Source organism: Sphaerisporangium sp. NPDC005288, assembly GCF_040607475.1.
GTDB classification, from domain to species: Bacteria; Actinomycetota; Actinomycetes; order Streptosporangiales; family Streptosporangiaceae; genus Sphaerisporangium; species Sphaerisporangium rhizosphaerae.
In genome coordinates this window covers 1-25112 of record NZ_JBEXGT010000073.1, presented here as the reverse complement: position 1 = coordinate 25112, position 25112 = coordinate 1, and the positions used below count along the sequence as shown (strand labels likewise).

Sequence of the window (25112 nt, the reverse complement as noted above, 5' to 3'; positions counted from 1 at the left end):
AAGTAGATGGCCTCCATCGTGCCGTTGCCGTTGTCGCGGCTGTTGGTCTCGGCGTTGCCGTAGTCGAAACAGCAACCACCGTTGTAGTGCGTCCCGTCGAAGATCGCGTACATCCCCTCCGGCTGGTCGCCGGTCGCGATGCCCGAGGTCCGGTTGTTGCGGTAGCCGGTGCCCGGGTTGACGTAGACGCCGTACGCCTTCTGCCCGCCCACCGTGACCGGCGCGGCGGTGGCGTTGGCCAGGTTGTCGTACCCGCCGGCGGCCGGGCCGGAGAACCCGCCGGGAGGCGCCTGGGTGAGGTGGTTACCCCGTCCTGTCTGGTCGTAGATGATGGTGATCAGGCAGGTCGTGCCGGAGCAGAACGCGTCCTGCGTGGCGGCGTTGGCCACACCCCCCGCGCTGAGCGGGGCGACGTCCCGCGTGGTGTTGTCGGAGGATCGGCGCACCTGGTACAGCGGGCCGCTGTAGGCGCCGTACAGGGCTCGGGTCGTGCTGTGCGCCGCCACGCACGGCGTGCCGCCCGAGGCGTAGATGTCACACGGCTGCGACGTCGCGGCCTGGGCGGTGCCGGAGCCCACCAGGCCGGCGACGGCGAGCAGTACGCCGGCGCCCGTCACGGCGGCCTTTCTCAGGTTTCGCAGAAGCATGAGGACCTCTCTCGCTTGCGTGTTAGCGCTAACACCAGGTGGAAGGCTGATCCGTCCACTTTCACCGCGAATGAGAGGTGTCCGGTGCGCGTCATCGCCAGGTCATTGTTAGCGTTAACAACGATCGGCGAGCCGGGGTGCCTCTTATTCAGGTGACCCGAGGGGGTGTGGCCCGCATCACACAGCACCTCAGGGGCCCCGTCAAGGGCGCGAGCCCGCGCACCCCCGCCGCTTCCTCCAGCCGCAGCGACCTCACCGGCCCTGACGATGCCGGGCCGCACCGTCCGCGATCCGCCCGGTGATGAAACTTTCGCAGGGACGGGCGGGCGGTGCGGACGCCGGGCCGCGCCCCGCCGGTCACGATGGGGCGCGGCCCGGTGTCCGCCGGGTCCATGCGCGGGAGGCCGGGGTCTACGCGCGCGGGGGGAGCAGGGGGGCGCCCAGGCGGGGGCGGTCGGCGGGGTTGGGGGTGTGCGGCGGGTACTGGGCCAGGCGCTCCAGCGCGACGTCGATCGCCCGCTCGAGCTGGGTGTCGAGGCCCCGCGCGTAGTCCTGCGGGGTGATGTCCACCTCGATGTCGGGATCGGTGCCGTAGTTCTCCACCCGCCAGCCGACGTCGTCGAAGGCGAAGGAGAACTCCGGCTGGGTGGTCACCGTGCCGTCGGCCAGCCGGTGGCGCGGCCAGATGCCGATCACCCCGCCCCAGGTGCGCTTGCCGATCAGCGGGCCGAGCCCGAGCAGCTTGAAGGTGTGACTGAAGATGTCGCCGTCCGACCCGGCCCATTCGTTGGTGACCGCGACCAGCGGGCCGCGCGGCGACTCGGCCGGATAGGGTTCCGGCACGCCCCAGCGCGGGAAGTCGTACCCCAGACGGCGCCGGGCCAGCTTCTGCAGCAGCAGCCCCGAGACGTGGCCGCCGCCATTGAACCGGACGTCCACCACCAGCCCCTCGCGGTCGTACTCGGCCAGGAACCCGCGGTGGAACTCGGCGTAGCCGTCGGGGCCCATGTCGGGGATGTGCAGATAGCCGACGCGACCGCCGGTGCGCTCGTGGGTGCGGGCGCGGTTGGCCTCCACCCAGTCGCGGTAGCGGGCCGGCTGCTCGTCGGAGATCGCCTTGACGGTCACCGTCCTCGGCGGCCCGTCGCCGCGCCTGACCGTCAGCTCGACCTCCTGGTCGGCCTGGTTGACCAGCAGCCGGGCCGGGCCCGCCGCCGCCCCCACCGGCTGGCCGTTGATCGCCAGCACTGCGTCGCCGGGGCGCACGTCCAGGCCGGGACGGTTGAGCGGCGAGGTGGCCTCGGGGTCCCACGGGTCGCCGGCGACGATGCGCGCGATCGTGTGCACCCCGTCGGCGTAGGACCAGTCGACGCCGAGCTTGCCCTGCCAGTAGTGCGGGCGGGGCCGGTACTCCCCGCCGCTCTCGTAGGCGTGGGAGGTGCCGAGCTCGCCGAGCAGCTCCCACAGCAGGTCGGAGAACTCCCCGCGGGTGCCGACCCGGTCGACCAGCGGCAGGTAGCGCTCGTAGACGCCGTCCCAGTCGATGCCGGCCATGTCCTGCACCCAGAAGTTCTCCCGCTGCAGCCGCCACGCCTCGCGGAACATCTGCCGCCACTCGGCCTCCGGGCAGACCGACACCTTGACCCGGTCCAGGTCGATCCATCCCGACGCCCGGCCCGGAGCGTCGTCGTCCGGCGGCGCCTCGCCGGCCTTGACCACCCGCAGTCGTCCCCGCGAGCGGTAGAGCAGCGTCGTGCCGTCCTGGCCCAGGCGGAAGTCGCCGACGCCGGAGACCAGGGTGTCGCACTTGTGTTTGATGAGGTCGTAGGCCTGCAGCGTGCCGGAGGCCGGCTCGGGGGCGAACTCGTCGCCGCGGCTGCCCTCCACGGGGAAGCAGGTGAACAGCACCTTGTCCTTGGTGCCGGCCACACGGTCGTAGCGGCCCTCAGGCACAGGGAAGGCCATGACCCGCCGCTCGATGCCCTCCAGCTCGATCTCCAGCGGCTCCTCCTCGTCGTCGTCCTGGTCGTCTCGGTCGTCTCGGTCGTCGTCTTTCCCGTCGGGCGCGGAGGCGGCACGGTCGCCGGTGGCCGGGCCGCCCGCTTCGCCGGAGCCCGGGTGCGCGGCCGGCTCGTCCTTGCGGGTGGCGGCGTCCTTGGCCGTGTCCTTGGCGGCGGAGGCGTCGCCCGACAGCGGACGGGGTTCGGGCACGAACGGGGAGCCGACGTCGGAGCGCAGCGTGACCGCGTACGGGCGGGTGCCCTGCGGGAACCCCAGGTCGAACTGCAGGGAGTCGTAGACGGGGTTGAAGACGCGCTGGCCGATGAAGTACAGGTAGCGGCCCTCGGGGTCGAAGGCGGGCCTGCTGTCGCGCAGCACCGGCCGGGTGGCGCGGTAGGTCTCGCCGGTGTCCACCCGGCACAGCTTGATGGCCGTGGTCTGCGCGGTGTCGGGGAAGGTGTAGGCGAGCCAGTGGCCGTCGGAGGACCAGACGGCGTCCTCGATGCGCCCGAACCGGCTGCTGTCGACGACGGTCATCCTCGCCCCGCCGGGCTCGGCCGGTGCGGGCGCGCCGGATCCGGCGGAGGCGGGCGGCGCCTGACCCTGCCGCGCCGGTTGCGGGGACGTCGGGGCCGGGTGCCCGGGGGCCTGCGCGGCCTGCCCCGGCGTAGGCGCCTCCCCGCCCGCCTCCCCGCCGGCCGCCGCACCGGGAGCGGCGTCCTGGCCGGGCGCCGCCGGGACGCCGGGCCCGGCCGCGGCGCCGGCCGCGTCCTCGGCCACCGCGCCCAGGCCGACGGTCAGGGCCTCCCCGGACACCGCGGCGCCGGACACCGCAGCGCCTGACGCGGACGCGGGGGCGCCGGGCGCTGGAGTGCCGGGTGCGGGCGTGCCGCCCTGAGCACCGGGCGCGTCGGAGGCGTCCGCCGTGGCGGGCGCGGGCGGCGCGGGCTCCTCCGCCGCCGGGCGGGGGACGTCCGCGCCGTTCCCGGCGGAGGGCAGCTCGACGATCAGCAGCTCGTTGCGGTGGTTGGTCACCGCGATCTTGTCGGCGGCCGGTGACACCTCAAGGCCGATGGCCCGGCCGGTGTCCAGCTCCGTCAGCCGCACCGGGGCGGCGCTGCCGTCGGCGGTCAGCACGACCAGCACCTCGCGGTCGCCGTCGTCGCTGGCCGCCGCCACCAGGCGCCTGCCGTCCTCAAGCCAGGTCAGCAGGCGGTAGCGCACGCCGTCCGGCTCGCCGTGCTGGCGCACCGGCCCCTCCCAGCCGCCGAAGGAGTACGCCTTGCCGCGCGTGGTGACCGCCAGCCCGCCGCCGTCGGGGGACAGGCGGGCGCTGTCGAGGTAGGAGGCGGCCGAGACGAACCGGCGGTTGCGCTGGGTGCGCGAGCTGCCCAGCCGGACCTCCACGCGGCGCGACTCGCCCTCGCCCGGGTCCAGCAGATAGAGCTCGGCCCCCGCGTGGTAGACCAGCCGGTCGCCGTCGCCGGACAGGTTGCGGGCGTAGTAGTCGCCGTGGTCGGTGTGCCGCCGCAGGTCCTGCCCGGCGGGCGTGCAGGAGTAGACGTTGCCGATGCCCTCGTGGTCGGACAGGAAGTACACCCGCTCGCCCGCCCAGCACGGCGAGGCCAGGTTGCCCGCCAGGGAGATCAGGCGGGTGAACACGCCCTCGCCCTCGCGGTCGATCCACAGGTCGCCGACCGTGCCGCCGCGGTAGCGCTTCCATCGCGCCGGGTCGGCGGTGTTGCGGCCGAGCACGATGGCGCCGCCGGGGCCGTAGGAGATGGAGTTGGCCGGCCCGTAGGGCAGGCGCTGGGAGACCCCGTCGGCGTCGACCCGGTGCAGCCACTTGCGACGGTCGAAGGGCTGGCCGTCGTCGCTGGCGTAGATGATCGCGCCGGAGGGGTCCCACCCGGTGACCGTGCACAGCGCCCCGTCGTAGGTCATCCGCCGGGCGGTCCCGCCGTCGGCCGGCATGACGTACACCTCTTCGGGGCCCTCCTCCCGGCCCACGAAGGCGAGCCGGGAGCCGTCGGGGGAGAAGCGGGGATAGCCGGCCTCGGCGACGCCCGCGGTCAGGCGGAAGGCCCTGCCTCCGCCGGCGGACACCATCCACAGGTCGTCTTCGGCGGCGAAGACGACCACCTCGCCGAAGAGGGTGGGGAAGCGCACGTACACGGACATGGATCCTCGCGTTCGGGTGGGCCTCCCATGATCAGGCACCCGGGGCCGCCGCGTCGAGACCGCCGGCGATGCTGTCCGATGCCGGTCCCCGGCGCCGGGCCGGGCCGCGCACCGCCCGCCGGGCGTGACCGGCGGGCGCCCCCACCGGCGCGGCGACGCGCAACGGGTGCCTGACCACGCCGCTCACCTGGGCGCCCGGAATGCCCCGAGCGTGAGCTTCATCCTGGCGGGAGGCGCCGCGCGGGTCACCGGGCCTCGTCGGGACCGGTCTCGCGTCGGTCCTCTTCCTCGCGTTTGTTCTGTTTCATCTCGCGCGTGGCCTTGATGGCCGCCTTCTTGGCCTTCCCGGTGGCCTTGTTGGACTTCTTCCGCGCCGCTCCTGCCATGGTTCCCCCTGTGTCTCACGGCTTTTATGTTGAATGCGTCATATTCGACGCATCCCGCGCGTTAAATACCCAACAGCGGAGACAATCACCCATATAGGTCGCCAGAGGGACGGATCGCCCCGTGCCTCAGAGCAGGGAGAGCTGTTCGGGGCCGGCCGCCGCCGGGGTCGCCGGGACCGGGAGCCGGACGCCGCCGTTGCCGGCCCGTGGGGAGCGGCCCACCCCGGCGCGCTCGGCCAGCTCGCGCACCTGCTGGACGACCCGCGACCGGTAGGTCTGCGGCGCGTAGGCGCCGCGGCCGTACAGCTCGAGGTAGCGGGGGACCAGGCGGGGATGCTCGCGGCCGAGCCAGCCGAGGAACCACTCGCGCGCGCCCGGCCGCAGGTGCAGCACGATCGGCACGATGTCGGTGGCGCCTGCCTGCGCGATCAGCTCGACAGTGCGGGCGAGCCGCCGCGGCGAGTCGCTCAGGTAGGGCAGGATCGGCGCCATCAGCACACCGCAGGACAGACCGCGGGAGGTGAGGGCGGCGCAGACCTCCAGCCGGGCGGCCGGGCGGGGCGTCCCCGGCTCGACCGAGCGCCACAGCTCGTCGTCCACCGAGCCGATGGACAGGGCGGTGGACACCTCGGTGACCTGCGCGGCCTCGGCCAGCAGGTCGAGGTCGCGCAGGATCAGCGAGCCCTTGGTCAGGATGGAGAAGGGGTTGCGGGCGTCGCGCAGCGCGGCCAGGATGCCCGGCATCAGGCGATAGCGGCCCTCGGCCCGCTGGTAGCAGTCGACGTTGGTGCCCATGGCGATGGGCTGCCCGCCCCAGCGCGGCGCCGCGAGCTCTTTGCGCAGCAACTCGGCGGCGTTGACCTTCACCACGATCTTGGAGTCGAAGTCGCGGCCGGAATCGAGGTCGAGGTAGGTGTGGGTCTTGCGCGCGAAGCAGTAGACGCAGGCGTGCGAGCAGCCGCGGTAGGGATTGACCGTCCACTGGAAGGGAACCTGGGACGCCGCGGGCACCCGGTTGACGATCGAGCGGGCATGGATCTCATAGAAGGTCATGCCACGGAACTCGGGGGTGTCGAAGGTTCTGGCGACGGCGCCGCGGGCGAACAGCGGCGCCTCGGAGGCGCCCTGGCCGGCGTCGGTCAGGCGCAGGTTGTCCCAGCGCATGACCCTGATTAGAACAGGATTTCGAAGGTGATCGCAACCGCGCCAAACTGACGGCAAAAAGGAGGCCTCGAAACGGCTAAAGATCTTCGTCGTTGGGCAGAACGTCGGCACACCGCTTGCGTCGCCGGGAGGTGCGGCATGGCCTGGTCGCAGGACGAGGAGCGAATGCTTGCCCAGATCGAGAGTTACCTCACCGACGAGGACCCGCGACTCGCCGCCCGGCTCGAGTCGTTCAACGAGCGTGTCGAGCGCCGGGAGAGCCAGCGGACCAAGCGCGCCGCCCGCGCCCACCGCGGCCGGCGCCGTCCCAGCCGCTCGACCATCATCATCCTCGTGAGCTGGCTGCTGATCGCCACGTTGATCGCGACTCTGCTGATCATGGTGTTCCGCCACGACGCGGCGGCCCTGCCGATGTGACCCCCGCCATCCCCGCGGCCGCGGGGATGGCTTTTCGCGGTCCCGGTGACCCTCAGCCCCGCAGGCCGCGCAGGAAGCGGGCGGCCACCGGGGCGGCCACCTCGCCGCCCATGCCGCCGGCCTCCACCACCACGGCGAACGCCACCTCGCCGCGGAAGCCGATGAACCACGCGTGGGAGTCCAGCTTCGGCCCGGTGCCGAACTCGGCGGTGCCGGTCTTGCCCGCCGTGCCCTTCGGCAGCCCGGCCCTCTTGGCGGTGCCCTTGCCGACCACGGCCGCCATCATGGTGCGCAGCGGCCCGGTCACCGTCTCGGGCAGCGGACGGGGCTGCAACTTCTGCTTGATCGAGGGGACCAGGGTCGGCGGGCGCCAGGTGCCGTCGGCCACCGCGGCGGCGACCGTCGCCATCACCAGCGGGCTGGCGGTGATGCGGCCCTGCCCGAAGGACTCGGCGGCCAGGTCGGCGTCGCTGGTCGGCGCCGGCATGCTGCCCTTGGCCGCCGGGACGCCGATGGACAGCGGCTGGTTGAAGCCCATCTCGGAGGCCACCTGGTACAGCTTGCCGCCGCCCAGGTGCCGGGCGGCGAGCGGGGCGAAGGTGGTGTTGCAGGAGTGGGCGTAGGAGTCGAGGAAGGTGAGCGAGCCGAACGCCTCGTGGTCGGAGTTGCGGATCGCCAGCCCGCCGACGGTGGCCTTCTCAGGACAGGTGACCTTCTGGCCGGGGGTGAGGCCCTCGGCCAGCAGCCCGGCGGCGGTGACGGTCTTGAAGGTGGACCCGGGCGGGTAGCGCCCGTCCAGGGCGCGGTTGAACCCGCCGCGGTTGTTGACCACGGCGAGGATCTCACCGGTCGCGGGCCTGATCGCGACCAGCGAGGCGGGCTTGTCCAGGTCGCGCACGGCCGCGACGGCGGCCTTCTGCGCGGCCGGGTCGAGGCTGGTGCGCACGGGCGAACCCGGCGAGCCGTCGATGGTCTTCAGCGTCTGGACGGTCTTCTTGGACCCGTCGACCGTGGTGATGATCGTGGTCGGCACCCCGGCGAGCCGCTTCTGGAAGGTCTCCTGCAGGCCGCCGCGGCCGATCGCGTCGCCCGGCTTGTAGGAGGAGCCGAGCTTGGCGACGTCCTTGGCGGTGGCCTTGTCGAGGTAGCCGACCAGCTGCTGCACCGACCCGCCGGCGTCGCCGTTGTCGATGCGGCCGCCCGAGGCGTCCTCGACGGCGGCGCGCCCGGGCCAGGTGGTCTTCAGCGCCAGGTGGGTGGAGCCGGTCAGCGCCGGGTGGACGGCCGCCGGGGTCCAGGCGACCTTCCAGTGGTGGTCCTTCACCATCAGGTCCAGTGAGCCGGTGTAGGTCCAGTCGCCGATGTTCTTCAGCGTCATGGTGGCGGTGTAGGCGGCCTTGGCACGGCCGTCGCCCGCTGGGGTGACCGTGCCGAGACGCACCGCGACCTTCTCGGCCCCGAGCCGGTCGGCGGGTTCGGCGTAGGCCGCCTCGAAGCCGGGCGCCGGGGAGGCGAGGTCGGCCTTCATGGCCGCCAGGTCGCCCCGTGACCAGGCCGCGGCGAAGTGGCCCGCGGTCTGCTCGGCGCTGCCCCTGGTGTGCAGCACGTAGTAGGCGCCGCCGGCGGCGGCTCCGACCGCCAGCACGGTGACGGCGGAGGTGATCGCGATGGTACGGCCGCGCGGCACGCCTTACCCCCCGGTGTCTGGACGTCGCCACGAGCCTAGCGCGACCGGTCGGCGGCGCCCGCCGCTTCGCCGGGAAGCGGCCGGAAAGCGGTGCCCTCAGGCGGCCTCCTCAAGCCCCCTCAGGTGGTCCCTCAGGCGGCCCGCCTGGCCTGCTCCTTGAGGCTCGCGGCGTAGGCGGGCACGTACTCCTGGCCCGACAGGCGCTGGATCGCCGCCATCACCTCGTCGGTGACCGCCCGGCGGTCCCTGGCGCGGGCGGGGTCGCCGGTGAAGCTCATCGGCTCGCCCATGCGCACGCCGATCTTGGCCAGGCGCGGCACCGAGGCCCCCGGAGGCAGCACGCGCTCGGTGTTGACCATGGCGACCGGGATGACCGGGGCGCCCGTGGTGAGCGCGAGCCATGCGACGCCGATCTTGCCCCGGTAGAGCCTGCCGTCGGGGGAGCGGGTGCCCTCGGGGTAGATGCCGAACAGCTCGCCGGCCTTCAGCACCTGCACGGCCGCGTCCAGCATGGTCTGCGCCGCGGCGGCGCTCTCTCTGTCGATGGCGACCTGCCCGGTGGCCCGCATGTAGGTGGCCATCAGGCGGTTGCCGGTGAAGTACTCGTTCTTGGCGACGAAGGTCACCTTCCGGGGCAGCATGAGCGGCAGGAACACCGAGTCCAGGATGGACAGGTGGTTGGAGGCCAGGATGGCGGCCCCCGCCGAGGGGACGTGCTCGGCCCCGATCACCTTGGGGCGCCACAGCAGGCGCAGGACGGGACTGCTGATGATCTTCGTGAGGCGATAGAGCACGGACTCTCCCGGTGTGCGGACGACCAAGGCCCACCATACGACTCAGACGGGCAACTTTGTGTTACGCCCGCCCACAAACTGTTACATCGCGGTACAACGAAGCGCCCCGCAAGGCGTGCCTGCGGGGCGCTTCGTTGTTAGGCCGATGTGGCGGTCGCCTCCTCGGCGAGATGCACAACACGGCTCCAGCCGAACGGTATTCCGTGAAGGCGGTAATTGCGGCCCGGGGGACACAAACCACATCGGCTGCTTACAGTTAAGCACACTCGTGACACCCGTGAGGTCAGCGTGGCCGAACCCCGCCCCCTCACAGGGCGCCCCCAGGGGGACCCCTGAACCCCCGCTCGTGGCGGGCCGCCCGCCGCGGGCGGCCGATGGGCGACCGGGTCGCGCGGGGCGCGGGAGTCCCCGAGCGCGTGCGCCACAATGGAGATCATGCTGACGACCGGACGGCTCATCCTGCGGCGCTGGCGCGAGGACGATCTGCGGCCTTTCGCCGAACTCAACGCCGATCCCGAGGTGATGGAGCACTTCCCCGCCCCGCTGACCCGGCAGGAGAGCGACGCGCTGGCCGGGCGCATCATGTCCCTCATGGAGGAGCACGGCTTCGGGCTCTGGGCGGTGGAGGTCGCCCGCAGCGGGGAGTTCATCGGGTTCACCGGCCTGGCGCCGCAGACCTTCCAGGCGCACTTCACCCCGGCGGTCGAGGTCGGCTGGCGGCTGCGCCGCTCGGCCTGGGGGCACGGCTACGCCACCGAGGCGGCGACGGCGAGCCTCGGGCACGCCTTCGGCCAGGCCGGGCTGGACCAGGTGGTCTCCATGACGGCGACCACCAACCTCCGCTCCCAGGCCGTCATGCGGCGCCTGGGCATGACGTGCGATCCCGCCGACGACTTCGACCACCCGCGCATCGATGAGGGCAGCCCGCTGCGCCGCCATGTGTTCTACCGCCTGGACGCCGCCACCTGGCGTGCCCGCCACGCCTGAGCACGCCGATCGCCCACCGGCGCCCCTGGGGCCGGATCCAAGGGCGCCGGCCCCAGAGGCGCCGATAGACGCCCGCGCGGAGACCGGGTGCAGGGCCGATGAGGCGCGGACGGGGCGCCCGGCCGGGACGGGCGATTGTCAGGGCGCGCCGGGGCGCAGGGGGCGGGCGTCGGGCATGCGCAGCCGGTCGACGGCCTCGCGGCGGCGGCTCTCGGGCCGGCGGTCGTAGCGCGCCGTGGTGACCGGCGAGGCGTGCCCGACCAGCGCCTGGGTGGTGGCCAGGTCCACTCCCGCGTCCAGCAGTTCGCCGATGAACGTGCGCCGGAAGTCGTGGGGGGTGCGCTTGGCGGCGCCCGCGGCGGCCAGGCGGCGGGCGACGATGTCGGCGACGGCCTGCCCGGTCATCGGCGCCGGACGCCCGGCGGGCGCGCGCAGCCGCCCGGCCTTGTTGACCGGGCAGAACAGCGCGCCGGGTTCGCGTCCCCGCACGGCCAGCCACGCCTCGGTGCGGGCCACCGCCTCGGCGGTCAGGTAGACCAGGCGCTCCTTGTCGCCCTTGCCGCGCACGCGAAGGGAGCGGGCCGCGGGGTCGTAGTCGCCGAAGGCGAGCCCGGCGACCTCGGCGCGGCGGCAGCCGGTGGAGTACAGCACGGCCAGCAGCGCCCCGTCGCGGGCCCCGGCGGGGGAGGCGTCCTGGTCGCAGGCGGCGAGCGCCGCCCCGGCGACCTCCGGCGGGACGTGCTGCCCGGCGGGAAGCCGGGCGTGCGCCAGGGTGGGCAGGTCGGCGGCGCGGTGGTAGTCCTCGGCGGTCATCAGGCCGAGGCGCCAGGCCTCGCGCATGACCCGGCGCAGCGCCACCAGGTGCTTGTTGACGTAGGCCGGCGACCATCCGCGCTCGGCGAGGATCGCGCGGATGCGCACCGTGTGCTCGTAGCGCAGCAGGTGCCAGGGCTGGCCGGCGCCGGTGGCGGCGGGGTCGCCGGTGATGACGCGGGCGAGCCGGTCGAGGCAGCCGCGCATCGTGCGGCGGGACTCGGCGCCGGTGAGGGCGCCGAGGTAGACCACGTAGGGATCGCCCGCGGGCGTGACGGCGCCGGGGCCGTCGTCGGGTACGGCGGGGACGTCCACGCGCCGATCTTAACCGGCCGCCGTTAATCTACAATGTAAAGGGGTCCGGTGGGTGCCGCAGCATGGTCACCAGGTCGGTCAGCCTGCGGCTGCGCGCCATCAACCCGGCGACCAGCGCCAGATCATCACACCTGCCCCGGGTGAGCGGGAACCAGGCCTCGCGCAGCTCGCGCAGCGCCGGCTCCAGCCAGGCGCGGTCGGCGGCGGGGTGCAGCTCCACGATCACTCCCGCGGCCGGGCCGTCCTGTCCGGGGCCCTCCGGCGTGCCCCGCAGGATGGCCTGGCCGTCGCGTTCCATGCCGGCGACGGCCTCGCCGGCCTCCCGCTCGGTGAGCCCGGCCAGCGTGGCCAGCCGCCGCAGGGGCAGCGCCCCCTGGCGGCGCAGCGCGGCCAGGCAGCGGAAGCGGGCCGCGTCCAGGCCCGCCCGCGCGGCCAGGGCCTCCACCAGCCGGTCGGCCTGGGCGAACAGGCCGGCGGTCTCGCGTTCCACGGCCGCGATGACGTCGATGCCGTCGTCGTTGGACATGCTCGTGCTCCGTTCGCGGCGGCGGTCGCTTCCAGGCGGCCCCGGGCGGGGTGCGTGCCGCCCGGGACCGCGGGCCGGGCGGGCGCGGGGCCCGCCCGGCGGGCTCACAGCGGGCTGGTCTGCGCCCGGCTCTCGGACTGGGTGACGCAGCGCATCATCGCGTCGCGGAAGAACGCCGCGAACCCGTCGGGGGTGCCGGTGTCGCGGGCGTCGGCCAGGAACGGCACGATGTCCTTCTCGATGGTGTGCACGTGCCGCTGCGAGGCCAGGTGCCGGGCGATGCCCGCGAAGTCGCCCTGGTAGTGGATGAGGCGCACCAGCACGTCGTCCTTGACGAAGACCCCCGTGCCGAGCAGCCGGGCGGTCTCCTCGCCGTGCTCGTCGGTGACGACGGGCGTCTCGAGGGGCGGGGAGTTGAGGAAGAGCTCGGTGAGCTCTTCCTCGTGCCCGGGCCTCACCCGGAAGGTGATCATCGCGTACGGCATCGGATACCTCCATGTTGGTCGTCGTGCGCCGGCGTCGCGTCCGCGGGCGCCGGCCCCGGGCGGCGCGCGTCCGGGGCCGGCCGGGCCGGTCAGTAGGCGGCCACGACCTCGTAGGAGCCGAAGATCCCGAGGTTCTTGTCGTGGTAGCGCGCGAGCGGCGAGGTGGTGGGCAGGTGTTCGGGGCTGCGCTCCCACTCGCGGTAGGCGGGCAGGTCGTCCCACTCGCTGAGCACCGCGTAGCGGCGCGGGTCGCGCAGGGAGCGCAGCAACTCGTTGCCGCGCAGCCCGGCCCGGCCGGCCAGGGTGGTGCTGATCTGGTGGTAGGCGCTCTCGATCGAGCCCTTGTCGGACTCGGGCTCGTTGAGGTACAGCGCGACGCGCACGCGGCCCGGCTGGGGAGCGGGCCGCTCGTCCAGGCGGGAGGAGACGAGCATGGGGGTCATCGAGGTGCCGGCGGCGTCGCGGTAGGGGTCGAGGCGCATGCGGTTGGCGGCGTGCTCGGCGCTGTGCTCGAACTGGTGGAACCTCTCCTCGTTCTCCCAGTCGCTGACGATGTAGTAGACGCCGTCCTCGTCGGGGCTCTTGGCGAGCGACTGGCCGACGTTCGCGGGCTGGCGGGCGATGGTGGAGGCGACCTCCCGCCAGGTCTTCTCGAAGTCCCGCTCCATGCCGGGGTGGATCCGCATCTTGACCATGACGCGGTAGACGGTGCCGTCGTGGTCCTTCTGGTCGTGGTGGTTCATGCCCACTGTTCTCTTCCTGTCTGTTCTGTCTGGCGTGCGTTCTGGCGGGAGCGGGGAGGCGTGCGGGGACCGGCGCGGGGGCGCGGGCGCTTCAGGAGGTGGTCAGGCGCGTGGCGGGGGACTGCTCGGCGGCCTCCTCGACGAGCTGCCGGATGCGGTTCATCTGGATCACGGTGCTGTCGTTGAGGCGCTTGGTCATCTGCTTGTCGCTGAGCGGGGCGTCGGGCCGCATCTCGAAGTCCTGCACCCAGCGCATGCGCACCGCCTCGGGGACCTGGGTGTACTCCCAGAACAGGTTCATGTACTTGAACCAGCCGGGCTCGACCCGGTGGGCGCGCACGGTGCGGGTGGCCGGGTCGGGGGTGCGCTCGGACACCCAGCTCCACTCGTTGCCGTCGGCGTCGGGGTGCATGGTGAGCCGGAAGCGGATGGTGGGGCCGCGCCGCTCGAGGATCTGGGCCGAGGAGTACTCGCTGAACAGGGTGGGCCACGACTCGACGTCGTTGGTCATGTTCCACACCAGGTCCATGGGGCCGGCGATGATGATCTCGTTGTCGGTGTGTCCTGCCATGGCGTTCCTCCGGGTTCAGGCCGCGAGCCGGCGGTTGACGTAGTCGACGGCCGCCTGCGGGGTCTTCATCTCGTCGACGGCGTCGTCGGGGATGCGCACGCCGTACTCCTGCTGGATGCGCGCGGCCATCTCCAGCACGGCCAGCGAGTCGTAGCCGAGGTCGGCGAAGGTCATCTCGCCGATGTCGTCGGCGAGGTCGACGGTCTCGGGCACTCCCGCGCAGCCGCCCATGATGCGTCTCATGTCGTCGAGGGTGAATGTCGTCATGTCGTTCTCCGTTGTCGCGAGGTGGGTTGTCAGGGGGCCGTGACGAGCACGGCGGCGTTGAAGCCGCCGTGGCCGCGGGCCAGCACCAGGGCGTTGCGCACGGGCCCGTCCCTGGCCGCGCTGCGCACCAGGTCCAGCTCGCAGGCGGGCGCGGCGGCGCGCACGCCGACGGTGGGCGGGATGACGCCGTCGCGCACCGACAGCAGCGCGGTGGCCAGGTCCAGTGACGCCCCGCCGGCGTACAGGCGGCCGGTCATGGTCTTGGGCGCGGTGACCGGCACGCCGTGCGGCCCGAAGACCGCCGCGATGGCGCGGGCCTCGGCCAGGTCGTGGCCGGGCACGCCGAGGGCGTCGGCGAAGACGACGTCCACCTGCTCGGGGGTGACGCGGGCCTCGCGCAGGGCCAGGTCGATGGCGCGGCCGAGGTTGGAGCGGGGCTCGCGCCCGGGTTCGGGGCGCGGGTCGAACGTCGCGCCGTACCCGGTGATCACTCCGTACGGGCGGGCGCCGCGGGAGCGGGCGGTGGCCTCGTCCTCGACGACGAGCATGGCCCCGCCCTCGCCGGGGACGTAGCCGCAGGCGTCGGCGTCGAAGGGCAGGTAGGCCCGTTCGGGGTCGTCGCGCGGGCTGAGCATCCCGGTGGAGATCTGAGCGACCAGGCCGTAGGGGCACAGCGAGGCGTCGGTGCCGCCGGTGACGACGACGGCGGCGCTCTGGCGCAGCAGCCGCCGCGCCTGGGCCATGACCTCCAGGCCGCCCGCCTGTTCGGCGCAGATGACCCCGCACGGGCCGCGCATGCCGTAGCGGATGGAGATCTGGCCGGTGGTGGCGGCGTAGAACCAGGCGATCGACTGGTAGACCCCGACGTACGAAGGCCCCTGGCTCCACAGTTTCTCGATCTCGCGCTGGCCGAACTCGGTGCCGCCCGAGGAGCTGGCGGTGACGACCGCCATCTCGTATTCGGGCAGGTCACCGGGTTTGACGCCCGCGTCGTGCAGGGCCATGTCGGCGGCCGCGAGGCCCAGGTGGCTCCAGTGGTCGGTCTGCACGGCCAGGCGGCTCGGCACGTGCTCGGTGTCGTCGAACTCCGACACCTCGCCCGCGACGCGCACCGGGTAGCGCTCGGCGTCGAAGCGGGTGATCCGCCCGAGCCCGCTCTTGCCGTCCAGCGTCGCGGCCCAGTAGGCCTGGGTGCCCAGGCCGTTGGGCGCGGCGACGCCGAGCCCGGTGACGACCGGCCGGGCGCCGGGTCGTCGGTTCGGTTCAGTCATGGCCGCCTCCGGGGCCGGCGTCGTCGCGGGCCAGCAGCATGGCCGTCTGGAACCCGCCGAAGCCGCTGCCGACGCTCAGGACCACGTCCACGGGCTGCTCGCGCGCGGTGAGCGGCACGTAGTCCAGGTCGCATTCGGGATCGGCGGTGTGCAGGTTGGCGGTGGGCGGGACGACGTTGTGCTTGATGGCCAGGGCGCAGGCGGCCAGCTCGATGGAGCCGATCGCGCCGAGCGAGTGGCCGATCATGGACTTGATGGAGCTGACCGGCGCCTGGTAGGCCCGCTCGCCGAGGGCGGCCTTGAACGCGGCCGTCTCGTGCCGGTCGTTCTGCCGGGTGCCCGAGCCGTGGGCGTTGATGTAGTCCACCTCGGCGGGGTCCAGCCGCGCCTGTGCCATGGCGGCCCTGATGGCCTCGGCCATCTCGCGGCCGTCGGGCTTGAGGCCGGTCATGTGGAAGGCGTTGCTGCGGCTGGCGAACCCGACGATCTCGGCGTACACCTGGGCGCCGCGCCGCAGCGCGGCCTCACGCTCCTCAAGGATCATGATGGCGCTGCCCTCGCCGAGGACGAAGCCGTTGCGCTCCATGTCGAAGGGGCGCGAGGCGTGCTCGGGGTCGTCGTTGCTGGGCGAGGTGGCCTTGATGGCGTCGAAGCAGGCGACGGTGATCGGTGAGATCGGCGCGTCGGTGGCGCCGGCCACGACGGCGTCCGCGCTGCCCTCCTTGACCAGCTGGTAGCCGTGCCCGACCGAGTCCAGGCCGGCGGTGCAGCCGGTGGAGATGAGCGCGACCGGGCCCTCGGCGCCGCCGGCCCAGGCGACCTCGGCGGCGATGGTGCTGGGCACCATGTACCCGTACAACTGGGGCACGCCGTAGGCCGGGTCGACCAGCCACCGCTTGCCGCCGTCGCTGAGGACGACGTACTCCTCCTCCAGCCCCATGGTGCAGCCGACGGCGCTGCCGACGGCGACGCCGAGCCGCTCGGGCGGCACGCCGGTCAGGCCGCTGTCGGCCAGCGCCTCGCGGGCGCTGACCACGCCGAGCTGGGCGGCGCGGTCCATGCGGCGCGCCTCCTGCGGCGACAGCCCCTGGGCGGCCGGGTCGAAGTCGCACTCGGCGGCGATCCGGGAGCGGAAGCCGGAGGCGTCGAACAGGCTGATGGCCCGCGTGGCGGTGCGCCCGGCGGCGACCAGCTCCCAGAAGGCCTTGACGCCGATGCCGCCCGGCGCGGTGACGCCGATGCCGGTGATGACCACCCGGCGGTCGCCGCTGCGGGCGCGCCGCGCCGCGCCCCTGCCGGAACGCGTCCGGGTACGGCGCCGGGCCGCAGGGCGGGCGCCGGTGAGGTTCACCGCGGGCTCCCTGCCGGGGCCTGGCCGGCGGCGTTCTCGGTGTCGACGTGCCCGAGGTCGGGACGCGGGGCCAGGGGGCTGGCGTGGAAGACCATGCACGCCTCCTCCTGGCCGGTGTTGTCGACGCGGTGCCGCACGGTCTTGGGCACCATGAGCGCGTCGCCGGGGTTCAGGACGATCTCCTGGCCGCCGTCGATGCGGGCGGTGACGCTGCCCCGCACGAGGTACATGAACTCCTCGGAGTAGGGGTGGTAGTGCTCGACGAAGTGCTCGCCGGGCTTGAGGAAGGCGACGCCCATGAAGCCGGAGGTCGCGCCGGCCGTCTTCGGGCCGAGCAGGACGCGGATGTCGCCGCCGCGCCGGTGGTTGGGCTCCACCTGGTCGGCGCTGAACTTGGACAGGCGGATGTCACTCATGGCCGTCGGCCTCCCAGGTGTAGAAGGGCTCGGCCATGGCGTCCTTGGGCTCGCGCCAGCCGGGGTCGTAAGGGCGGATGTGCTCGCTGAGCCGCTGGTTGATCTCGCCGTACAGCGGGTGGCTGCGTGCCTTGTACAGGTTCGGCGTGATGTCGTGGTCCGCCTCGACCAGGTGGAAGTACAGGTCGTGGAAGCGGAACAGCGTGCGGCGTGACACTCCGATCAGATGTGGCAGGTCGCTCGCGTCCGAGTCGGCGAAGATCTTCGCCACGGCCTCGGTCTCGGAGGGCTCCATCCGCGCCACGATTAGCGTCCGGTGCACCAGGCGTCTCCTTTCGTTCCGTACGCAGCAATGCTGCGGGGAGCGCCTGGTTTGATGCTGATGCGAGGCTAGTGCCGGAATTTCCGGGTCAGGGGCCGAGGATGTGGGACGCCGTTCCGTTGACGCAGTCGGCCGGCGCCGTCAGCGAGAACGGCCGCGCGCCGGCCTCCTCGACCGGCACGGCGCGGTGCTCGTCCTGCGCGGCGGGCACCGCCCGCTCCCGGGGGACGGCGGCCTCGACGGGCTGGGCGGGTCCGGCCGGTGCGGCGGGTTCCGCGGCCTGGGGGGCGGGCACGGCGACGGCGCAGCCGTCCAGCTCCCGTTCCAGGCACTCGCGCGCGTACAACCGGACCAGCTCGTGGACGGCGTAGTGCACCTCGCCCAGGGCGGTGGGCCGCGCCGACAGCAGCGAGCAGTCGGCCAGGCGGGCGAGCAGCCGCTCGGCGTGGCCGGGCTCGCAGCCCAGCAGCGCGCCGGCCTGCCGCATGGTGATGTGCGGGGTCTGCAGCAGCCCGAGCAGCCGGAACAGGCTGCGCTCGGGCTCGCCGAGCCGCTCGTAGGTGGCGCGGAACGTCGTGCGCACGTCCAGGTCGGCGACCCGCAGGTCCGACAGGCGCGAGCGGGGGTCCTCCAGGCGTTCGGCGAACTTGGCCAGCGTCAGGCCCTGCCCGGCGGCCAGGCGCGACCCGGCGCACCGCAGTGCCAGCGGCAGCCGCCCGCACAGGCGCACGATGTGCTCGGCCGCCGCGCGCTCGGCCGAGAGCCGGGCCGGGCCGATGATCCGGGACAGCAGCTCCAGCCCCTCCTCCCCGGTGAGCGGGTCCAGCTCCACCATGTGGGCGCCGGCGAACCCGTGCAGCGCGAACCGGCTGGTCACGATGACGGCGCAGCCGGCCGAGCCGGGCAGCAGCGGCTGGATCTGGGCGTACCCGGCGGCGTCGTCGAGCACGATGAGCACCTGTCGTTCGCTGCACCAGGTGCGGAACAGCTTGCTGCGCTCGTCGCGGTCGCCGGGGACCTCGCCCGGCGGGACGCCCGTGGCCCGCAGGAACCCGGCCAGCACCTCGCCGGGGTCGGCCGGCACGCCGGAGCCGCCGAGCTCGGTGAACAGCTGCCCGGAGGGGAAGGCGGAGCGGGCCCGGTGGGCGGCGTGCACGGCCAGGGCCGTCTCGCCGACACCGGGCATCCCGCTGATGCAGATCACCCGGACGGCGGTGCCGGACTCGGCCGGGCGCGACAGCAGGGCGGCGATCCGGTCGACGACCTCGGCCCGGCCGACGAAGTCGGCGATGTCGGGCGGGAGCTGCGCCGGCCTGACGGCGGCCACCGGGGCCGCGGGCGGGGCGGGCGGCGGCGCGGGGTCCAGGTCGGGCTGCTCCAGGCCGGGGTTGGCCGACAGCAGGCGCTGCTGCAGGCGGCTCAGGGCGGGGGAGGGCTCCAGGCCGAGCTGCCCGACCAGCACCTGGCGCAGGTTCTGGTACACCTCCAGCGCCTCGCCTCGCCGCCCCGCCTGGTACAGGGCGGTCATCAGCTTGGCGTAGAAGTCCTCGTTGAGCGGGTGGATGGCGATGAGCTCCTTGAGCTCGCTGATCAGCTCGCGGTGCCGGCCCAGGCGCAGATCGGCGTCCAGGCGAAGCTGCAGGGCCCGTAGCCTGCTCTCCTCCAGGCGGGTGATCTGCGCCGACAGCAGCTCTCCCGCCGCCAGGTTCGCCAGGGCCGGCCCCCGCCACAACGCCAGTGCCTGCGACAGCGCCTCGGTGGCGTGCGCGGCGTCCTCGCGCTCCAGCGCGTTCCACCCGTCGGCGACCAGTCGCTCGAAGCGGTACACGTCGATGGTCTCCGGGGCGGTGGCCAGCAGGTAGCCGTAGGTCTGGGTGACCACCGTGGCCGGTCCTCCGGTGCCGAGCATCTTGCGCAGTTTGTAGACGTAGGTGTGCAGGGTGGGCAGGGCGGTCGCCGGGGGGCGCTCGCCCCACAGTTCGTCGATCAGCTCGCGTGTGGACACGATCTGGTTGTGCCGCAGGACCAGCATCGCCAGCACCGCGCGGACCTTGGCCGCGCTCGGCGTCAGATCGGCGTCGCCGTCGACCACTTGCAGCGAACCCAGAACCCGGAACTCCATGTGATCTCCGCAGTTGATCGCGACGCCGTCCGAGCCGGCCGGCGCGCGGCGTCGGCGCGTGCTCGGGCGCCTGGTGGACCTCTCGAATTTAGATGAACTCGCTTATCGGAACTGCCGGAAAGATGGCTCATGAGGACAAAATCTCCGAAAAAGTCCTGGTCTAGTCCTATATTCTTTACCTTAGGCAGTATTTCCGAATAATGTCCGTCTGGCGCGCCCGCGAAAAGGTCCGACACTCGGTCCGCCTTTAATATGACAAAGCCGCTTATGTCCCTATAGCGGCCCTCCTGGTCCGCGCCTCCAGGACGCACCGCACGGAAGTATCGGGCGGAAGTGCCGGGCGCGGGCTCCGGCGCGCAGGTAGGAGTGATCGCCGGACGCCGCGCACGCCCTCGGTCCGGGGTCGCTCGAGCCGTCGCCCGGCCCCTTGCGCGGCGGGATTCTCGCCCGCGGACCAGAGCGCCTCCAGCGCCTTCCCAGCGGCCGACCAGCGGCCGGGCGCATCGTTGCCGTCAGAGAGGTCCGCCGCGCACCGCGTCCGGCCCACCCCCCGAAGGTCAGGGGAGGAATGCACATGCGACCACACGCCCACCCGGCCGCCGCCCCGGCGACGCCCGCGCCCCGCGCCACCGGCCCGGCGTCCGGCGCGGCTGACGCGGCCCGCCCGGCCGGCACGGCGGCCCCCGCCACTCCGTCGCCGCGCGCCATCGTCTCGTCCTGTCCGCCCGTGGCCGGTGGCGGCAGCGCAGGGGGAGACGGAGGGCTCAGGCGGGTGGCGATCACGATGGTGGGCGGCGAGCGCGGGACGGGAGCCGGGGGCGCCGGGAGCTTCGGGAGCGCCGCGTGACCGCCGTCGAGCCGGACGCCCTGTCCTCGCCGTCCTCGCCGTCCTCGCCGTGGATCCGCTGCGCCGGCTGCCACGACCCGGTCTACGGGGTGCACCACCGCAGGAACCTGCGGGTGTGCGCCGGCTGCGGCCACCACGACCGGCTGGGCGCGCCCGAACGGCTGGACCAGCTGTTCGACCCCGGCTCCACGAGCGCGCCGGCCGCCGCGCCCACCCTGTCCGACCCGCTGGAGTTCACCGACACCCGCCCCTACGCGGCCCGCCTCGCGCAGGCGCGCAGAGACACCGGCCTACCGGAGGCGGTGGTGTGCGTCTCGGCGTCCCTGCACGGCCACCCCGTCGTCGCCGCCGTCATGGACTTCGCCTTCATGGGCGGCAGCCTGGGATGCGCCGTCGGTGAGCGCATCACCGCCGCCGCCGAGCACGCCCTGTCCACGCGCAGGCCCCTGGTGGTGGTGACCGCCTCGGGAGGCGCGCGGATGCAGGAGGGCGCGCTGGCCCTGATGCAGATGGCCAAGACCGCTCAGGCGCTGGCCGACCTGGACCAGGCCGGCCTGCTCACCGTCACGGTCGTGACCGATCCCACCTACGGCGGCGTCGCCGCCTCCTACGCCACGCTGGCCGACGTCATCCTCGCCGAGGCGGGAGCGCACATGGGCTTCGCCGGGCCGCGCGTCATCGCCGGCACCATGGGACAGCGCCTGCCCGACGGCTTCCAGACCGCCGAGACGCTCCTGGCCGGCGGCCTGGTCGACGGCGTGCGCCCGCGCGCCGGACTGCGTCCGGCGCTGACCCACCTGCTGTCGGCCGCCGCCTGGGCCGAGGACGGCCGTCGCGTTCCGGGGGCGTGGCGCGACAGCGCCCCCCACCTGGTGCGTGACGCGGCCGACCTGCCCGTGCGGGACGGCTGGCAGAGCGTCGCCCTGGCCCGCGACCCCGGCCGCCCCACCACTCTGGACTACGCCTGCCATCTGCTGGAGGACTTCCAGCAGCTGCACGGCGACCGGATGTCGGGCGACTGCCCGGCCATCGTGGGCGGCGTCGGACGGCTGGAGGGCGTGCCGGTCATGCTGATCGGCCACCAGAAGGGCCACGACACCCGCGAGCTGGTCGCCCGCAGGTTCGGCATGGGCTCCCCGGCGGGGTTCCGCAAGGCCGCCCGGCTGATGCGGCTGGCCGGCAAGCTCGGCCTGCCGGTGGTCACGCTGGTCGACACCCCGGGCGCCCACGCCGGGGTCGAGGCCGAGCAGGGCGGGCAGGCGCACGCCATCGCCGAGAACCTGCGCCTGATGTCCGCCCTGCCGGTCCCCGTGGTCGCCGTGGTCACCGGGGAGGGTGGCAGCGGCGGTGCGCTCGCCCTGGCCGTGGCCGACCGGGTGCTGGCGCTGGGCAACGCCGTCTACTCGGTGATCAGCCCAGAAGGCTGTGCGGCGATCTTGTGGCGCGACCCGGCCGCCGCGCCGCACGCCGCGGGCGCGCTGCGCCTGACCGCCCGTGACCTGCTCGGACAGGGCGTCGTCGACGCCGTGATCCCCGAGCCGGACGGAGGCGCCCACCGCGACCCCGCGCTCACCGCCCGGCTGCTCGGCGGCGCCGTCACCGCGACGCTGCACGAGCTGGCGCGCGTTGATCCCGCCGGCCTGGTGGCCGCGCGAAGGCGCCGCTTCCGCCGTTTCGGACTCGCCTAGCGCCAGGCCCCGGCCGGCGGCACCGGGCCACACCCGGCCACGCCGGTCCGGGCGCCACGCGGCGGCGGTCCCGCCGGCAGCGCGCCGGCACGTCCGCGCCGCACCGCGACGCGGTGCCCGTCGAAGGAGGACACGCATGACAGCCGAACCCACACCGCAGGACGAGGGGGAACGCGTGCTGGACTGGGTGGTCCGCCACGCCGCCCGGCTGGCCGGCGCGGGCTCCGCGCCGCTGCGCAGCATCACCGTCTCCACCGCCACGCTGGCCGTCGCCGTGGAGTGGGCGGCGGCGCGCGGGGCGGGGGAGCACGTCCCCGTCCCGGGCGCGCCGGACGCGCGTCAGAACGGCACCGGCGGGCACGCCCGGCACGGCGGCGGGTCCCCGGACGGGGCGGAGCGGGGGGAGAGGCCCGGTGAGGCCCTTGGCGACCCGGCCGCCGTGGACGGCGCGGTCGTGGTCACCTCGCCGATGGTCGGCACGTTCTACCGGGCCCACGAGCCCGGGGGGCCGCCGTTCGTCGAGGTCGGCGACATCGTGGAACCCGGCCAGCAGGTCGGGATCGTCGAGGCCATGAAGCTCATGAACGCCGTCCAGGCCGAGCGCGGCGGCCGCGTCCGCGCGATCGTCGCCGCCGACGGCGCCCCGGTGCAATACGAGGAGCCCTTGCTGTCCCTGGTCCCGCACGAGGGCCCCTGACCTCGCCTGACGGCCGGTCCCCACACCTCCGAGCACGCTGGAGCGCCATGTTCACCACAGTTCTGATCGCCAACCGGGGCGAGATCGCCCTGCGCGTGCTCCGGACGTGCCGCGAGATGGGGATCCGCACGGTGGTCGCCCATTCCACGGCGGACCGCGACTCCGCGGCGGTGCGCCTGGCCGACGAGGCCGTCCAGATCGGGCCGGCCGCGCCGCGGCGCAGCTACCTCAACTCGGCCGCGATCGTCGCCGCCGCGCTCCAGACCGGCGCGGACGCCGTCCACCCCGGGTACGGGTTCCTGTCGGAGAGCGCCGAGTTCGCCGAGATCTGCCAGGCGCACGGCCTGACCCTGATCGGCCCGGCGCCGCAGGTCATCGCCCGCCTGGGCGACAAGGTGTCGGCCAGGCGGTTCGCCGTGGAGGCCCGGCTGCCCGTGCTGCCCGGCGGCGCGGACCCGGCCGGGGGCGCCGCCGAGGCCGCCCGTGTCGCCGGTTCCGTCGGCTACCCCGTCGTGATCAAGGCCTCGGCGGGCGGCGGCGGCCGGGCGATGACCGTGGTGCACGAACGCGGCGACTTCGCCCGGGCGTACGCGGCGACCCGCCGCGACGCCCTGACGCTGTTCGGCGACCCGCGGGTGTACGTGGAGAAGTACCTGGACGCGGCGCGGCACGTGGAGGTGCAGATCCTCGCCGACGGCCACGGCAACGTCGTGCACCTGGGCGCGCGTGACTGCTCGGTGCAGCGGCGCCGCCAGAAGCTGATCGAGGAGACCCCGCCGCCGAACCTCCCCGCGGCGACCGTCGAGCACCTGGGGGAGCTGACCGTGCGCGCGGCCCGCGCCGCCGGGTACGTGGGCGCCGGCACCTTCGAGTATGTGCTGGACGAGCACGGGACCTGCTACTTCATCGAGGTCAACTGCCGCCTGCAGGTCGAGCATCCCATCACCGAGATGGTGACCGGCGTGGACCTGGTGCGCGAGCAGATCCTCGTCGCGGCCGGGCGCCGGCTGACGCTGCGGCAGCAGGACATCGCGCCCTCGGGGGTGGCCATCGAGTGCCGGGTCAACGCCGAGGACCCGGCCCGGGGGTTCCTGCCCACGCCGGGGCTGATCGAGCGGTTCGTGCCGCCGGGCGGGCCGTTCACCCGGGTGGACACCCACGCCTCGGCCGGGACGCGGATCACCGCCGACTACGACCCGCTGATCGCCAAGGTGGCGGTGTGGGCGCCCACGCGCGCCCAGGCGCTGGCCCGCGCCGACCGGGCGCTGGAGGAGACCCTCCTGGAGGGGCCCGGCCTGCGCACCGGCCTGCCGTTCCTGCGGGAGGTGCTGGCCCACCCGCTGTTCCGCTACGCCAAGCACACCACCTGCCTGGTCGAGCAGATGATGTCCATGCCGCAGCCCGGCGGGCCGTGGTCCTGACGCCCGTCGGAGAAGGCCCGCGGGACGCCGAAGGGGAGCCGGTTTGCGGGGGTGGCGGGGAAGATGCTGTGATTGGTCGCCATGGCGGTTTCGCAGGCTCATCGGGCGATCGACCAGGTGTGGAGGGCCGAGTCGGCTCGGGTGACGGCCGGCCTGGCCCGCGTCGTGCGCGACATCGGCGTGGCCGAGGAGCTCGCCCAGGACGCCCTGGTGGCCGCGCTGGAGCAGTGGCCGCGCGAGGGCGTGCCGGACAACCCCGGCGCCTGGCTGATGGCCGTCGGCAGGCGGCGGGCGATCGACCTGATCCGCCGGCGCGAGCGCCTCGCGCGCAAGGTGGAGGAGCTCGGCCACGAGCTGCTCACCGAGGGGCGGGACGACGACGCGGCCCTGGCCGCGCTGGAGGACTCCCTCGACGGCGGCATCGAGGACGACATGCTGCGCCTTGTGTTCACCGCCTGCCATCCGGTGCTGTCCACCGAGGCGCGCGTGGCGCTCACCCTGCGCCTGCTGGGCGGGTTGAGGACCGAGGAGATCGCGCGCGCGTTCCTGACCGGCGAGGCGACCGTGGCACAGCGCATCGTGCGGGCCAAGCGCGCCCTGTCCGACGCCCGCGTCCCCTTCGAGGTGCCCACCGGCGCCGAGCTGGCCGGCCGGCTGTCGTCGGTGCTGGAGGTCATCTACCTGATCTTCAACGAGGGGTACACCGCCACCGCCGGGGACGACTGGATGCGGCCGGCGCTGTGCGATGAGGCGTTGCGGCTGGGCCGCGTCCTGGCCGGGCTGATGCCCCGCGAGCCGGAGGTCCACGGCCTGGTCGCGCTCATGGAGATCCAGGCGTCCCGCTCGGCGGCGCGGGTCGGCCCGTCGGGGGAGCCGGTGCTGCTGCTGGAGCAGGACCGCGGCCGGTGGGACCGCGCGGCCATCGGACGCGGGCTGGCGGCGCTGGAGCGCGCCGAGGCGACCGGCGAGGCGACCGGCGGGGCGACCGGCGGG

The 25112-nt window shown here is 73.9% G+C and carries 24 protein-coding genes; 7 read left to right on the top strand and 17 right to left on the bottom strand.

Annotated elements, in window-relative coordinates; translation table 11 throughout:
- The 4 genes from ABZU32_RS39020 to ABZU32_RS39005 form a co-directional block, all read right to left on the bottom strand.
- Positions 1-647: arabinofuranosidase catalytic domain-containing protein (locus tag ABZU32_RS39020; protein WP_354849213.1), on the bottom strand; the 647-nt coding region annotated here is incomplete at its 3' end.
- A gap of 411 nt (positions 648-1058) precedes the next feature.
- Positions 1059-4829 (bottom strand): PDZ domain-containing protein, encoded by a 3771-nt coding sequence (locus tag ABZU32_RS39015; RefSeq protein WP_354931329.1) that lies wholly within the window; start codon positions 4827-4829, stop codon positions 1059-1061.
- Positions 4830-5074: 245 nt separating this feature from the next.
- Positions 5075-5215 (bottom strand): hypothetical protein, encoded by a 141-nt coding sequence (locus tag ABZU32_RS39010; RefSeq protein ID WP_354849219.1) that lies wholly within the window; start codon positions 5213-5215, stop codon positions 5075-5077.
- 126 nt (positions 5216-5341) lie between these two features.
- Positions 5342-6379: an Rv2578c family radical SAM protein gene (locus ABZU32_RS39005; RefSeq protein WP_354931326.1), complete on the bottom strand. Its 1038-nt coding sequence runs from the start codon at positions 6377-6379 to the stop codon at positions 5342-5344.
- A 138-nt stretch (positions 6380-6517) separates the two neighbouring features.
- Between ABZU32_RS39005 and ABZU32_RS39000 the strand changes: the two genes are divergently transcribed.
- Positions 6518-6796: a DUF3040 domain-containing protein gene (locus tag ABZU32_RS39000; RefSeq protein WP_354849224.1), complete on the top strand. Its 279-nt coding sequence runs from the start codon at positions 6518-6520 to the stop codon at positions 6794-6796.
- A gap of 52 nt (positions 6797-6848) precedes the next feature.
- Here the strand turns inward: ABZU32_RS39000 and ABZU32_RS38995 are convergent, their stop codons facing one another.
- Entirely contained in the window at positions 6849-8483 is a 1635-nt protein-coding gene (locus ABZU32_RS38995; RefSeq protein WP_354931323.1) for a penicillin-binding transpeptidase domain-containing protein, read from the bottom strand.
- A gap of 131 nt (positions 8484-8614) precedes the next feature.
- Positions 8615-9277, bottom strand: a complete 663-nt coding sequence (locus tag ABZU32_RS38990) for a lysophospholipid acyltransferase family protein (protein WP_354931320.1) — start codon at positions 9275-9277, stop codon at positions 8615-8617.
- A gap of 435 nt (positions 9278-9712) precedes the next feature.
- Between ABZU32_RS38990 and ABZU32_RS38985 the strand changes: the two genes are divergently transcribed.
- Positions 9713-10264 (top strand): GNAT family N-acetyltransferase, encoded by a 552-nt coding sequence (locus tag ABZU32_RS38985; protein WP_354931317.1) that lies wholly within the window; start codon positions 9713-9715, stop codon positions 10262-10264.
- A gap of 138 nt (positions 10265-10402) precedes the next feature.
- Here ABZU32_RS38985 and ABZU32_RS38980 read toward each other — a convergent pair whose 3' ends face one another.
- The 11 genes from ABZU32_RS38980 to ABZU32_RS38930 all read right to left on the bottom strand — a co-directional run bounded on the left by ABZU32_RS38980 (position 10403) and on the right by ABZU32_RS38930 (position 19466).
- On the bottom strand, positions 10403-11392 hold the full coding sequence (locus ABZU32_RS38980; protein ID WP_354849235.1) for a tyrosine-type recombinase/integrase: 990 nt from the start codon (positions 11390-11392) through the stop codon (positions 10403-10405).
- Between the two features lie 28 nt (positions 11393-11420).
- Positions 11421-11918 (bottom strand): hypothetical protein, encoded by a 498-nt coding sequence (locus ABZU32_RS38975; protein WP_354931314.1) that lies wholly within the window; start codon positions 11916-11918, stop codon positions 11421-11423.
- Between the two features lie 104 nt (positions 11919-12022).
- Positions 12023-12403: a SchA/CurD-like domain-containing protein gene (locus ABZU32_RS38970; protein WP_354931311.1), complete on the bottom strand. Its 381-nt coding sequence runs from the start codon at positions 12401-12403 to the stop codon at positions 12023-12025.
- Positions 12404-12492: 89 nt separating this feature from the next.
- Positions 12493-13146, bottom strand: a complete 654-nt coding sequence (locus ABZU32_RS38965; protein WP_354931308.1) for an antibiotic biosynthesis monooxygenase — start codon at positions 13144-13146, stop codon at positions 12493-12495.
- A gap of 91 nt (positions 13147-13237) precedes the next feature.
- Positions 13238-13717 carry an SRPBCC family protein gene (locus tag ABZU32_RS38960; RefSeq protein ID WP_354931305.1) on the bottom strand — a complete coding sequence of 160 codons (480 nt, stop codon included), beginning with the start codon at positions 13715-13717 and terminating at the stop codon, positions 13238-13240.
- A 15-nt stretch (positions 13718-13732) separates the two neighbouring features.
- Entirely contained in the window at positions 13733-13984 is a 252-nt protein-coding gene (locus ABZU32_RS38955) for an acyl carrier protein (RefSeq protein WP_354849248.1), read from the bottom strand.
- A 29-nt stretch (positions 13985-14013) separates the two neighbouring features.
- Positions 14014-15255, bottom strand: a complete 1242-nt coding sequence (locus ABZU32_RS38950; protein WP_354931302.1) for a ketosynthase chain-length factor — start codon at positions 15253-15255, stop codon at positions 14014-14016.
- The gene (locus tag ABZU32_RS38945) at positions 15248-16510 is read right to left on the bottom strand and encodes a beta-ketoacyl-[acyl-carrier-protein] synthase family protein (RefSeq protein ID WP_354849622.1); all 1263 of its coding nucleotides are present in this window, start codon (positions 16508-16510) and stop codon (positions 15248-15250) included. Before ABZU32_RS38945 ends, ABZU32_RS38950 begins: the two co-directional genes overlap by 8 nt.
- 92 nt (positions 16511-16602) lie before the next feature.
- Positions 16603-17022: a cupin domain-containing protein gene (locus ABZU32_RS38940; protein ID WP_354849253.1), complete on the bottom strand. Its 420-nt coding sequence runs from the start codon at positions 17020-17022 to the stop codon at positions 16603-16605.
- A complete protein-coding gene (locus ABZU32_RS38935; RefSeq protein WP_248958504.1) occupies positions 17015-17344 on the bottom strand; it encodes a TcmI family type II polyketide cyclase in 330 nt (109 codons plus the stop codon). Before ABZU32_RS38935 ends, ABZU32_RS38940 begins: the two co-directional genes overlap by 8 nt.
- Before the next feature lie 88 nt (positions 17345-17432).
- A complete protein-coding gene (locus ABZU32_RS38930) occupies positions 17433-19466 on the bottom strand; it encodes a BTAD domain-containing putative transcriptional regulator (protein WP_354931299.1) in 2034 nt (677 codons plus the stop codon).
- Positions 19467-20040: 574 nt separating this feature from the next.
- On the opposite strand from ABZU32_RS38930, the gene ABZU32_RS38925 reads away from it, so the two are divergent.
- The 5 genes from ABZU32_RS38925 to ABZU32_RS38905 form a co-directional block, all read left to right on the top strand.
- A complete protein-coding gene (locus ABZU32_RS38925; protein WP_354931296.1) occupies positions 20041-20313 on the top strand; it encodes a hypothetical protein in 273 nt (90 codons plus the stop codon).
- The gene (locus ABZU32_RS38920) at positions 20310-22001 is read left to right on the top strand and encodes an acetyl-CoA carboxylase carboxyltransferase subunit alpha (protein WP_354931293.1); all 1692 of its coding nucleotides are present in this window, start codon (positions 20310-20312) and stop codon (positions 21999-22001) included. Before ABZU32_RS38925 ends, ABZU32_RS38920 begins: the two co-directional genes overlap by 4 nt.
- 136 nt (positions 22002-22137) lie before the next feature.
- Positions 22138-22698 carry a biotin/lipoyl-containing protein gene (locus ABZU32_RS38915; RefSeq protein ID WP_354931290.1) on the top strand — a complete coding sequence of 187 codons (561 nt, stop codon included), beginning with the start codon at positions 22138-22140 and terminating at the stop codon, positions 22696-22698.
- Between the two features lie 47 nt (positions 22699-22745).
- Positions 22746-24119, top strand: a complete 1374-nt coding sequence (locus ABZU32_RS38910; RefSeq protein ID WP_354931287.1) for a biotin carboxylase N-terminal domain-containing protein — start codon at positions 22746-22748, stop codon at positions 24117-24119.
- 81 nt (positions 24120-24200) lie between these two features.
- Positions 24201-25112: DUF6596 domain-containing protein (locus ABZU32_RS38905; protein WP_354931284.1), on the top strand; the 912-nt coding region annotated here is incomplete at its 3' end.

What these genes read in the sequence shown, in the direction of transcription:
- ABZU32_RS39015 (WP_354931329.1), bottom strand. Translation starts at nt 4,829, where the DNA reads ATGTCCGTGTACGTGCGCTTCCCCACCCTCTTCGGCGAGGTGGTCGTC.
- ABZU32_RS39010 (WP_354849219.1), bottom strand. Translation starts at nt 5,215, where the DNA reads ATGGCAGGAGCGGCGCGGAAGAAGTCCAACAAGGCCACCGGGAAGGCC.
- ABZU32_RS39005 (WP_354931326.1), bottom strand. Translation starts at nt 6,379, where the DNA reads ATGCGCTGGGACAACCTGCGCCTGACCGACGCCGGCCAGGGCGCCTCC.
- ABZU32_RS39000 (WP_354849224.1), top strand. Translation starts at nt 6,518, where the DNA reads ATGGCCTGGTCGCAGGACGAGGAGCGAATGCTTGCCCAGATCGAGAGT.
- ABZU32_RS38985 (WP_354931317.1), top strand. Translation starts at nt 9,713, where the DNA reads ATGCTGACGACCGGACGGCTCATCCTGCGGCGCTGGCGCGAGGACGAT.
- ABZU32_RS38975 (WP_354931314.1), bottom strand. Translation starts at nt 11,918, where the DNA reads ATGTCCAACGACGACGGCATCGACGTCATCGCGGCCGTGGAACGCGAG.
- ABZU32_RS38970 (WP_354931311.1), bottom strand. Translation starts at nt 12,403, where the DNA reads ATGCCGTACGCGATGATCACCTTCCGGGTGAGGCCCGGGCACGAGGAA.
- ABZU32_RS38965 (WP_354931308.1), bottom strand. Translation starts at nt 13,146, where the DNA reads ATGAACCACCACGACCAGAAGGACCACGACGGCACCGTCTACCGCGTC.
- ABZU32_RS38960 (WP_354931305.1), bottom strand. Translation starts at nt 13,717, where the DNA reads ATGGCAGGACACACCGACAACGAGATCATCATCGCCGGCCCCATGGAC.
- ABZU32_RS38955 (WP_354849248.1), bottom strand. Translation starts at nt 13,984, where the DNA reads ATGACGACATTCACCCTCGACGACATGAGACGCATCATGGGCGGCTGC.
- ABZU32_RS38950 (WP_354931302.1), bottom strand. Translation starts at nt 15,255, where the DNA reads ATGACTGAACCGAACCGACGACCCGGCGCCCGGCCGGTCGTCACCGGG.
- ABZU32_RS38940 (WP_354849253.1), bottom strand. Translation starts at nt 17,022, where the DNA reads ATGAGTGACATCCGCCTGTCCAAGTTCAGCGCCGACCAGGTGGAGCCC.
- ABZU32_RS38930 (WP_354931299.1), bottom strand. Translation starts at nt 19,466, where the DNA reads ATGGAGTTCCGGGTTCTGGGTTCGCTGCAAGTGGTCGACGGCGACGCC.
- ABZU32_RS38925 (WP_354931296.1), top strand. Translation starts at nt 20,041, where the DNA reads ATGCGACCACACGCCCACCCGGCCGCCGCCCCGGCGACGCCCGCGCCC.
- ABZU32_RS38915 (WP_354931290.1), top strand. Translation starts at nt 22,138, where the DNA reads ATGACAGCCGAACCCACACCGCAGGACGAGGGGGAACGCGTGCTGGAC.
- ABZU32_RS38910 (WP_354931287.1), top strand. Translation starts at nt 22,746, where the DNA reads ATGTTCACCACAGTTCTGATCGCCAACCGGGGCGAGATCGCCCTGCGC.